Annotated in this window: 8 protein-coding genes and 1 pseudogene; 5 read left to right on the plus strand and 4 right to left on the minus strand. The window is 70.4% G+C overall.

The window, feature by feature from the left end; genetic code table 11:
- Window positions 1-339, plus strand: a pseudogene (locus G4D87_RS29630) (carboxypeptidase-like regulatory domain-containing protein); the annotation flags it as partial.
- On the opposite strand, the gene G4D87_RS29635 reads toward G4D87_RS29630, so the two are convergent.
- A complete protein-coding gene (locus G4D87_RS29635) occupies window positions 340-1,659 on the minus strand; it encodes a DsbA family protein (protein ID WP_163786060.1) in 1,320 nt (439 codons plus the stop codon). It lies immediately after the preceding pseudogene.
- A gap of 272 nt (window positions 1,660-1,931) precedes the next feature.
- Here G4D87_RS29635 and G4D87_RS29640 point away from each other — a divergent pair, with 272 nt between their 5' ends.
- Both G4D87_RS29640 and G4D87_RS29645 read left to right on the plus strand, forming a co-directional pair.
- The gene (locus G4D87_RS29640) at window positions 1,932-2,594 is read left to right on the plus strand and encodes a hypothetical protein (RefSeq protein WP_163786061.1); all 663 of its coding nucleotides are present in this window, start codon (window positions 1,932-1,934) and stop codon (window positions 2,592-2,594) included.
- 69 nt (window positions 2,595-2,663) lie between these two features.
- Window positions 2,664-2,885, plus strand: coding sequence for a hypothetical protein (locus tag G4D87_RS29645; protein WP_240358715.1), 222 nt, complete (start codon window positions 2,664-2,666; stop codon window positions 2,883-2,885).
- A 10-nt stretch (window positions 2,886-2,895) separates the two neighbouring features.
- On the opposite strand, the gene G4D87_RS29650 is transcribed toward G4D87_RS29645, so the two are convergent.
- On the minus strand, window positions 2,896-3,498 hold the full coding sequence (locus G4D87_RS29650) for a CDP-alcohol phosphatidyltransferase family protein (protein WP_163786063.1): 603 nt from the start codon (window positions 3,496-3,498) through the stop codon (window positions 2,896-2,898).
- A 117-nt stretch (window positions 3,499-3,615) separates the two neighbouring features.
- Between G4D87_RS29650 and G4D87_RS29655 the strand changes: the two genes are divergently transcribed.
- Window positions 3,616-4,632, plus strand: coding sequence for a DUF4846 domain-containing protein (locus G4D87_RS29655; RefSeq protein WP_163786064.1), 1,017 nt, complete (start codon window positions 3,616-3,618; stop codon window positions 4,630-4,632).
- Between the two features lie 89 nt (window positions 4,633-4,721).
- Here the strand turns inward: G4D87_RS29655 and G4D87_RS29660 are convergent, their stop codons facing one another.
- Window positions 4,722-5,774, minus strand: coding sequence for a fatty acid desaturase family protein (locus G4D87_RS29660; protein WP_163786065.1), 1,053 nt, complete (start codon window positions 5,772-5,774; stop codon window positions 4,722-4,724).
- A 309-nt stretch (window positions 5,775-6,083) separates the two neighbouring features.
- On the minus strand, window positions 6,084-7,370 hold the full coding sequence (locus tag G4D87_RS29665; RefSeq protein WP_163786066.1) for a cytochrome P450: 1,287 nt from the start codon (window positions 7,368-7,370) through the stop codon (window positions 6,084-6,086).
- 134 nt (window positions 7,371-7,504) lie between these two features.
- On the opposite strand from G4D87_RS29665, the gene G4D87_RS39050 reads away from it, so the two are divergent.
- On the plus strand, window positions 7,505-7,690 hold a 186-nt coding region (locus G4D87_RS39050), incomplete at its 3' end, for a hypothetical protein (RefSeq protein WP_205507765.1).

Genomic DNA, 7,690 nt, shown 5'->3' on the forward strand with positions numbered 1-7,690 from the left:
GTCCGGGGCGGGGAGGGGGAGCGCGTGTCCGTGGACATCCACCTGGAGGAGACGGGCGCCGTCGCCGCGGTGATGGATTTCGGAGACGGCCACCTCTGGGGCAGCCGACAGGAAATCACCGTGGACGGCCAGTGGGTCGGTCCGTCGCACTACACGCTGTGGGATGGCGGCATCTTCGTGCCGGGGCTGAAGCCGGGCAGACACGTGCTGAACACGTCCAACGGGCGCGTGGAGTTCAACGTCAACGCCCGCGAGGTGACGAACCTGGGGGTGTTGAGACGGCCTCCGGAGCCTGAGGCCGCGCGCTCTGATTCAGAGGTCGCGGCCTCGGCGCCGTGACTACCGCGCCGCCTTCCGCAGCTCGTCGTCGATGATGGCGCGGAAGTGCTCCACCGGCTGGGCGCCCGTTACCGGCCGGCCGTTGATGAAGAACGTGGGCGTGCCCGTGGCACCCACGCGCATGGCCTGGGCGACGTCCGCGGACACGTGCGCGTCATGCTTGCGCGAGTCCAGCGCCGCGTTGAAGCGGCCCACGTCCAGGCCCACCTGCCGCGCGTAGCCCTCCAACGACGCCCGGTCCAGGTTGCGCTGGTTGGCGAAGAGCACGTCGTGGAACTCCCAGAACCGGCCCTGCGCGTGCGCCTCCATGGCCGCCTCCGCCGCCAGCTTCGCGTTCGGGTGCTGCGTCAGGGGCTGGTGCTTGAAGGCCACGCGCAGCTTGCCGGGATACGCGGCCTCCAGCGCCTTCATCGTCGGCACCACGCGGGCGCAGAACGGGCACTCGAAGTCCGAGAAGGCCACCACCGTCACCGGCGCGTCGGCCGGACCCCGGGACGGCGCGGCGCCCACGTCCACCTGCTGGATGGCCGGCTCCTCGGGCATCAGCTGCCGCGGGGGCGGGCTGTCCTTTCCGGCGGAGATGGTGCGTGCGTACACCTCCACCGGCCGCACGCCCGTCCGCACCAGGGCCTCCGCCTTGCTCAGCTCCTCGTCCACCACGCCCGTGAAGACCTCCAGCGGCTGGGCCCCGCTGATGAAGCGGCCATTCACGTAGAAGGCCGGCGTGCCGGTGGCGCCCAACTGCATCGCCAGCGCTTCGTCCTGGCGGATGCGCTCCGCCAGCCGCGGGTCCGCGCGGTCCTGGTTCCAGCGCGAGACGTTCAGGCCCACCTTCATGGCGTAGAGCTCCAGGTCGGCCTCGCTCAGCGCGCGCGGGTTCGCGAAGAGCGCCTCATGCATCTCCCAGAACTTGCCCTGCTCACCCGCCGCCAGCGCCGCCAGCGCCGCCGGCCGGGCGCGCGGGTGGTTGGCCAGCGGGTGGTGCTTCATCACCACGCGCAGCTTGCGGCCATAGCGCTCCTGGAGCTGCTTCACGGTGCCGTTCGCGCGCGAGCAGAACGGGCACTCGTAGTCGGAGAACTCCACCAACGTGACGAGCGCGTCCTCCGCGCCCGCCGTCGGCGAGTCATTCACCGGCACCTTGTAGACGGTGGGCGAAATCGGCGCACGGGGCCGCGCGCCGGGGGCGGGCGCCTTCGCCGCGACGTTGGCCGCATGGGCCGTTCCCGTGGCCAGCTCCGTGGGACGCGCCACGCGCCCCCCCGCGAAACCCAACGCCAGACCGACACTCAGGCTCACCCAGACAGACGACTTGGACATGGTGTTCTCCAGGAAAAGACACACCCGTGGCGCCGCGGTCCGCCGCGTGACACCACCGGACCAGGCTTGCTCAGGCCCGGCGCCCAAGGAGTGGCGCGAGGCCATTCGGAGTTTCAGCCCCGCCTTGAAGAATTTCCGCGCCGCCCGCGGTCCCCGTGCGAGCAGGCAGGTGCCCGCCAGGCAGGTGGCGCTCCAGCGCATCCCGGCCGGGCCGGTGGTTGTCCGTCACCCGGCAGGCCCCACCTTTGAAATGGGAAGGAGGTCGGGACCTCATGCTGCGCAAAGCAAGCGGGTGGGCGTTGGTGTTGGGCCTCGCGGGGCTGTCGATGCTGCTCTGTGGCGACGTGGCGACGGCGCAAGGCACACCGCAGGAGCCCGCGCGGACGGAGCAGGCGCCAACAGGACAGGGCCTGACTTCGACGGACGCCGCGGCGCTCCAGCGCGAAGTGAATCAGCTGCGCGCCGAGCTGTTGCAGCTCCGCCAGGAGGTGACGCAGCTCCGCGGGCAGGTCGCTGGCACGGGCGGCGCGGGCATTCCTCCCGGCGCGAGGGTGGTGAGTCCTCAGCGGGACACGGCCGCCCCGCGGGACACCGGCGCGCAGCCGGGCACGGGCGGCGCTGGCGCCGCGGGCGTCGTCAGTGACGTGCCCCCCGCGGGCTCGGACGTGCCGTCGCCTCCCGGTACGGCCGTGGTGGATGCCGTCTACACCGGCGTGGTGCGCTCCGTGGGCGACACGGAGGTGGCCATCGCCGTCGGGGACGGTCCGCCGCTGACGCTGCGCGTGGACCCCCAGACGCGGGTGTTCCGGGACGGGCGCAACATCGCCTTGCGGAAGCTCGAGCCCGGCGAGCAGGTCCGCGCGGTGGTGAACCTGCTGGATGAAGAGCGGACGATGGAGATCTCCGTGCTCCCGTCCAATCCACCCCGGAAGTGAGGTGCCAGGCCCATCCACGCCGCGTCAGTCGCACGCCCGATGCTCGTCCCCGAGGCGGAGGTTCCCATCATGTCTGCTTACGACCGTTACCGTGCACTCCTGAACAAGCTGCGGCTCGCCCGCGCCCGGCACCCTGAAGGCGATTCCCCCGAGGAGGACGGGCTGCTCGACGACATGGATGACGTCTGGATGGAGATGAGCGAAGGCGAACGCTCCGCCATCGCCACCGAGAGGGCCCGGGTGCTGGGCCTCCCTGAAGCCCAGCCCGCGGACTCGGCGGCGCAGCCCTGAAGCCGCGGCCCTACTTGCGCACCGGCGGCAGGGTGGCGCCCGGGGAGGCCGCGCCGCCGGACTCCGGCTTCATCCGCCGCGGCCCGGCGTCCCGCGCCCGCGCCTTCAGCACCGCGTGGGAGTAGTCCACCACCGAGGCGAAGGACAGCACGCCGATGAGCGCGACCAGGGGCACCACCGCGGGAGGAAACAGCAGCACGCACAGCAGCGTCACCAACTGCAAGGACGTGACGGCCTTGCCCAGCCTCCGCGCCTTCAGCTCGACGGAGCGCAACCCGGGCGCCATGCGAGCGACGAAGAAGCCCACGGTGGTGCCGACGTCGCGCAGCACCAGCAGCAGCACCGCCACCCCGCTGATGAGCCCGTCCAGGTAGCAGACGAGGAGGGCCGTCACCATGAAGGCGCGGTCGGCCACCGGGTCGATGAGCGCGCCCAGCCGCGTGGCGAGCCCCCTGTGCCGGGCAATCCACCCATCCAGGAAGTCCGTGAAGGCGGCCAGCACCACCAGCCCCGCGCGAACCCAGGCATCCGGGACGAGGATGAAGGCCACCGCCAGGGGCAGCCGGGTCAGCGACAAGGTGTTGAGCAGCGCGAGGCTCGCCTGACGGCGCATACAACTCAAGGTAGTGCTCGGTCCCCGCCGCGCACGTTCCGAGGGCGGCGAGCGTTCAGCGGTAGACCCACCCCCGGGAGCGCAGGGCAGGCAGCGAGCGGCTGGATTCCAGCGGACGTGAGGGAACTCCCGGCCCGTGAGAGACCTCCAACCCGCGGCGCCACCTGTCGTGCCGCCCTGACTCCTGGAGATGGCTGCTTCGTGTCCGCGTTCGACTGTCCGCCGTGCCCGTCCTCCTCGTCCCTCCCCGCCGCCAAGGGCCGCGTTCGTCCGTGGGCCTGGACGCTCCTGTGGGCCTTGTGCCTGCTCCCCATGTCCGGGGGGGCCGCGGAGGAGGGCGCGCCCCGGCCCGCGACGAAGGAGGAGCTGGCGCGCTACGCATGGCTGCCGGCCCAGGCGGTGGTGCGCCCCCTGGAGGCCGCCGTGGCGCCGCCGGAGGGCTACACGCGGGTGCCGGTGGTGAAGGGCTCCTTCGGGGCTTGGCTGCGAGGCCTTCCGCTGCGGCCGGAGGGCACGCCGGTGCTCAGCCACCAGGGCGGGCGGATTCTGGCGCCGGAGGACGCGCGGCTGGCGGCGGTGGCGGAGCTGGACGTGGGTACCGCGAACCTCCAGCAGTGCGCGGACTCCGTCATCCGCCTCCATGCGGAGTGGCGCTGGGCCAGCGGCACGCGGGAGCACCTGGCCTACCGCTTCACCAGCGGGCACCTGGCGCGGTGGCCCCGGTACGCGGAAGGGGACCGGGCGCGGGTGTCGGGCTCGAAGGTGGCGTGGGTGCGCGGCGCCGCGCCGGATGACTCACGCGCCAGCTTCCGCGCGTGGCTGGACCTGGTCTTCACCTACGCGGGCACGCACTCCCTGGAGTCCCTCAAGGGGCGGCCCTCGCGCGAGGACGTGCGGCCCGGGGACTTCTTCGTGCTGGGTGGAAGTCCCGGGCACGCGGTGCTGGTGCTGGACGTGGCGGCCAACGCGAAAGGGGAGAAGGTGGCGCTGCTGGGGCAGGGCTTCATGCCCGCGCAGGACTTCCACGTGCTCTCCGCCGGAGGCGACACCGGACCCTGGTTTCCGCTGGAGGGCGAGGACGTGGTGACGCCCTTCTGGAAGCCCTTCCCCTGGTCCTCACTGCGGCGCTTCTGACCGCGGGCCGCGGCCTCGCCGGCCGTCCTGGGTGGAGCCCCCCGGCTTCACCTGGACGGCGCGGGGCGAGGCCTGGCCTCGCGGTGCCATCACGAGTGGAGCGGCTGGCCCAGGCTCGGCTGCTGGGACGCGGCGGCCGCGGCGGCGGAGGCCTCCGGCTCACGCGTGAGGTACTGGATGAGGCTGTTCTCCTTGCCCAGGTACGTGTCGAACTGATTCACGCCGTCCTCCAGCAAGCCGGCCTGCTCGAGCTGCGCGTGCATGGCGGGCAGGTTGTAGAAGGGCACGGAGGGGAAGGCGTGGTGGGTGAGGTGCAGGTTCACGTTGAGCGGCGCGATGAAGAAGTTCTCCAGCGCGGTGCCCAGCACGTCGCGCGTCTCGCGCGTCTCGTCACCGGACGTCGTCTCCTCGATGGGGTGCTCACCCAGGGCGCGCATCCGGAAGAAGGCCATCATCACCGTCGTCGTCGGCAGCACCCACAAGAGCAGCCAGTGCAGCCACGCGCCCGTCGTCACCAGCACCGTGACGAGCGTGGCCACGTACAGCCAGTAGCGCAGGTGCTCGCCCGCGGAGATGCGCGGCTGGGCGCGGCCCACCAGGCGGCCCCAGTACGTCCACGGCAGCACCACCTTCAGGTGGTTGGGGGCGTACAGGCCCAGCGCGTCCGCCAGGAACACGGCCGTGGCGCGCATCGGCGTGCGGGGGAAGTGCCAGGAGGCGTCCACCAGCTGCCCGGCCAGGTACGGGTCCCGCGGCGTGTTCACGTAGCGGTGGTGCAGCATGTGCTCGTGCCGGTAGCCCGCCGTCGTCATGTTGAGCGGGAAGGCGCAGAGCAGGTCGCTCACCACGTCCGACACCTTGCGGTTGGACAGGAAGTGGTAGTGCGCCGCCTCATGCATCAGCGCCAGCAGCGCGTGCTGCCGCGTGGCGATGAGGACGGCCGCCAGCGGCCAGGCCCACCAGCGGTCCACGAAGAGCACGAAGGCAAATGCCGCCACGATGACCAGCCACTGACTGACCATGGCCCACAGCGCCCGACCATTGTTCACCTGGGACATCTCCCGGGTGATGGCGGCCAGCGCCTTGCGGTCAACTCGGTGCGCGAACTGAATGTCTGCCTCATCCACCACTTGAGCGTACATGTCGGGGGGCTCCTTCTGCTTTACTCGGAAGCAGGGTGTTCCCGGACTCTTTCTCGCGGAAATGGGTGGTGAGGCAAGAAAATTCTTTCCGGAATGCACGCTCTCCAGAGTGAAAGGCCTCTTCGGGTCTTCCTGTACCCCATGGGGGTCTGATTTGTCCCGTCCATTCACTCAAGGTGGGGTGGGTTTCTACCCTTCTTTGTGGGAAATCACCCGCTCCTGGGTGGAGGTCGCAGACCTCCGGACATGAAAAGGGCCTGGAGACCGGTGTCGGTCGCCAGGCCCTCGCTTACTGCCGGGTGGGTGGGCTCAGGTGGTCCACTCCACCTTCAGGTGCTTCATCTGCCGCAGCACCAGGCTCTGCCAGGTGCCGAAGTCCTGGTGGGGGACGAGCTTCGGGTCCGGCAGCCGGTCCAGGAGGATGTTCGTCGTGATTTCGAACTGGAGCCGGGCCAGGGGCGCGCCCAGGCAGAAGTGGGTGCCGCGGCCGTAGGTGAGGTGCTGGGGCACCTTCTCCCGGTCCACGTCCAGCTTGCTGGCGTGGGGGCAGAGGGCTTCGTCCCGGCTGCCGGAGGCGAAGAGGAGCAGCAGGCGCGAGCCCTGGGGAATCTTCACCCCGCTCAGCTCCACGTCCTCCTTCGCGGTGCGAATCATGGCGTGGGAGACGGAGTCGTAGCGGCTGGACTCCTCGAGGAACTTCGGCACCAGGGCGCGGTCGTCGCGCAGCCGCTGCCACAGGCCCTGCTGCAGGGCCACCTTCCAGGCGTTGGCCATCAGCGCGGTGGTGGACTCATGGCCGGCCGACAGCATGGACGCGCCCACGGCCATGACCAGCTCGTGCATCGTCAGGGCCTCGCCGTCGCTCTCCACGGCCACCAGGTAGCTGGTGAGGTCCGCCTGGGGGTGCTGCTTCCGGTCCTCGATGAGGCGGATGCAGTACTGCTGGAACTCGATGACGCCCCTGGCCATCTCCGCCTGGAGCTCGGGGGCCACGTACTCGAAGACGAGCTGCTGCCAGTCGGAGCTCCAGCGCTTGATTTTCCAGACGTCCTCCTGCGGCACGCCCATGACGCCGAGGATGACGTGGACGGGCAGCGGCCAGGCGAGCTGCTGCACCAGGTCCGCCTGGCCGTCCTGGGCGAAGCGGTCCACCAGGGTGGTGGCCATCTGCTGGATGAAGGGGCCCATGCCGGCGATGCGCTGCGCGGTGAAGCCCCGGTTCATCAGGCGGCGCAGGCGGGTGTGCTCGGGCGGGTCCATGCCCAGCAGCACGTGCGCGGTGGGGAAGCCCTGGTCCAGGATGGCCTTGGCCTCATCCGTGAGGTGGGTGCCGCTGCCCAGCATGTCCCGGTTGGAGTACTGCGCCGGGCTCCTCAGCACCTGGGAGATGTCCTCGTAGCGGCTCACCAGCCACATGTTCAGCATGGGGCTGAAGCTGACGGGCTCGTCCTTGCGAAGCTGCTCGAAGAAGGCGTGTGGGTCCTCCGCGTGGGGGCCGGTGAAGGGGTTGTACTGGGCGCCCAGGTGGGGGCAACGGCCCGCGGATGCGTGGGCGGGAACTCCGGTCTCTTCCTGCTTTTGCGCGGACACAGGCATGGCGGGCTCGCCAGACGAGCGCGGCCCCCCGGCACGCGGTTCGTCTGCAACGGGTGGAGTGGCAATGGAGGGGCCAGGCCCCTACAGGCGGTGCGTCAGGGGTGTGGGGAGCCGGCGAGGAACGACCGGGCGGGATGGGGCTCCCCTGGTCCGCCTATACAACGAATTCTGGCTTTATTGCCAGTGAGGGTGCACTTTTTCATTTTCACTGGTTTTCAGTATTGACGTTTGATTCCAGTAAAAATGGCATCCTGTGCCGGATGGTGCGTGGAGCTTCACTGGGGGCGTGGCTTCCGGGCGGGCCGCGGGCACACCTGGAG

It is taken from the genome of Myxococcus vastator (assembly GCF_010894475.1).
GTDB lineage: Bacteria > Myxococcota > Myxococcia > Myxococcales > Myxococcaceae > Myxococcus > Myxococcus vastator.